General features: G+C 51.5%; 1 rRNA gene. It reads right to left on the reverse strand.

Features of this window, described 5'->3' with window-relative positions:
• Positions 1 to 2,774, reverse strand: a 23S ribosomal RNA gene (locus AEST_RS17610); the annotation flags it as partial.
• Positions 2,775 to 2,915: the final 141 nt, after the last annotated feature.

Raw genomic sequence — 2,915 nt, forward strand, 5'->3', positions numbered from 1 at the left:
TAAGGGATAACTCATCTTGTGGCCGGCTTCCCGCTTAGATGCTTTCAGCGGTTATCCGTTCCGAACATAGCTACCGGGCAGTGCCATTGGCATGACAACCCGAACACCAGCGGTTCGTTCACTCCGGTCCTCTCGTACTAGGAGCAACTCCACTCAATTATCCAACGCCCACGGCAGATAGGGACCGAACTGTCTCACGACGTTCTAAACCCAGCTCGCGTACCACTTTAAATGGCGAACAGCCATACCCTTGGGACCGACTTCAGCCCCAGGATGTGATGAGCCGACATCGAGGTGCCAAACACCGCCGTCGATATGAACTCTTGGGCGGTATCAGCCTGTTATCCCCGGAGTACCTTTTATCCGTTGAGCGATGGCCCTTCCATACAGAACCACCGGATCACTATGACCTACTTTCGTACCTGCTCGACGTGTCTGTCTCGCAGTTAAGCTGGCTTCTACCATTACACTAACCGTACGATGTCCGACCGTACTTAGCCAACCTTCGTGCTCCTCCGTTACGCTTTAGGAGGAGACCGCCCCAGTCAAACTACCCACCAGACACTGTCCGCAATCCCGGTTCAGGGACCTACGTTAGAACATCAAACATACAAGGGTGGTATTTCAAGGACGGCTCCACCAGGACTAGCGTCCCAGCTTCAAAGCCTCCCACCTATCCTACACATGTAGGGTCAATGTTCAGTGCCAAGCTATAGTAAAGGTTCACGGGGTCTTTCCGTCTAGCCGCGGGTATACGGCATCTTCACCGCAATTTCAATTTCACTGAGTCTCGGCTGGAGACAGCCTGGCCATCATTACACCATTCGTGCAGGTCGGAACTTACCCGACAAGGAATTTCGCTACCTTAGGACCGTTATAGTTACGGCCGCCGTTTACCGGGGCTTCGATCAAGAGCTTCGCTTGCGCTAACCCCATCAATTAACCTTCCGGCACCGGGCAGGTGTCACACCCTATACGTCCACTTACGTGTTTGCAGAGTGCTGTGTTTTTAATAAACAGTTGCAGCCAGCTGGTCACTGCGACTCTCATATGCTTACAGCGCAAGGCCTTCACACACAAGAGCGTACCTTCTCCCGAAGTTACGGTACTATTTTGCCTAGTTCCTTCAGCCGAGTTCTCTCAAGCGCCTTGGTATGCTCTACCTGACCACCTGTGTCGGTTTAGGGTACGGTCACCAATACCTGAAGCTTAGAGGCTTTTCCTGGAAGCAGAGCGTCAGCAACTTCGTCACCGTAGTGACTCGTCTCGTGTCTCAGTCTTAGAGAAGCGGATTTACCTACCTCTCCAACCTACGCACTTTCACGCGGACTACCAACGCCGCGCTTGCCTAGCTTTCTCCGTCCCCCCATCGCAGTATTGGCCGGTACGGGAATATTAACCCGTTTCCCATCGACTACGCCTTTCAGCCTCGCCTTAGGGGCCGACTCACCCTACCCTGATTAGCATGGGATAGGAACCCTTGGTCTTTCGGCGGGGAAGTTTTTCACTCCCCTTATCGTTACTCATGTCAGCATTCGCACTTCTGATACCTCCAGCATGCCTCCCGGCACACCTTCGCAGGCTTACAGAACGCTCCTCTACCACCCATACATAGTATGGATCCGCAGCTTCGGTGGATGATTTTAGCCCCGTTACATCTTCCGCGCAGGCCGACTCGACTAGTGAGCTATTACGCTTTCTTTAAAGGATGGCTGCTTCTAAGCCAACCTCCTAGCTGTCTATGCCTTCCCACATCGTTTTCCACTTAATCATCACTTTGGGACCTTAGCTGGCGGTCTGGGTTGTTTCCCTTTTCACGACGGACGTTAGCACCCGCCGTGTGTCTCCCGAGTAGTACTCACCGGTATTCGGAGTTTGCATGGGGTTGGTAAGTCGGGATGACCCCCTAGCCCAAACAGTGCTCTACCCCCGGTGGTATTCGCTCGAGGCGCTACCTAAATAGCTTTCGAGGAGAACCAGATATCTCCGAGCTTGATTAGCCTTTCACTCCAAGCCACAAGTCATCCCCTACTTTTTCAACAGTAGTGGGTTCGGTCCTCCAATTAGTGTTACCCAATCTTCAACCTGCTCATGGCTAGATCGCCCGGTTTCGGGTCTACACCCTGCAACTATTCGCCCAGTTAAGACTCGGTTTCCCTACGGCTCCCCTATTCGGTTAACCTCGCTACAGAATGTAAGTCGCTGACCCATTATACAAAAGGTACGCAGTCACCCAACAAAGTGGGCTCCCACTGCTTGTACGTACACGGTTTCAGGTTCTATTTCACTCCTCCTTACAGAGGTTCTTTTCGCCTTTCCCTCACGGTACTGGTTCACTATCGGTCAGTCAGGAGTATTTAGCCTTGGAGGATGGTCCCCCCATCTTCAAACAGGATACCACGTGTCCCGTCCTACTCGTTTTCACTATAAAGGTGTTGTCGTGTACGGGGCTATCACCCTGTATCGCTCAGCTTTCCAGATGATTCCACTAACACCAATCTAGCTTAAGGGCTAGTCCGCGTTCGCTCGCCGCTACTAACGGAATCTCGGTTGATTTCTTTTCCTCGGGGTACTTAGATGTTTCAGTTCTCCCGGTTTGCCTCCTTAACCTATGTATTCAGTTAAGGATAGTGAGTAAACTCACTGGGTTTCCCCATTCGGATATCTACGGTTCAGCGCCTCTTACCGGCTCCCCATAGCTTTTCGCAGGTTAGTACGTCCTTCATCGCCTCTGACTGCCAAGGCATCCACCGTGTACGCTTAGTCACTTAACCATACAACCCCAAAATGTCTTTTAAAGTCGTACAGTGTGCTCGCGTCACAATCCTTCCGCTTGAGTTCGGAAGTATGCTTAGCTTGTTTTATTACTATCAGCTTGCCAAATTGTTAAAGAGCAGTTTGAGATAAACTCAAAT

It is taken from the genome of Alishewanella aestuarii B11, from assembly GCF_000280055.1.
GTDB lineage: Bacteria > Pseudomonadota > Gammaproteobacteria > Enterobacterales > Alteromonadaceae > Alishewanella > Alishewanella aestuarii.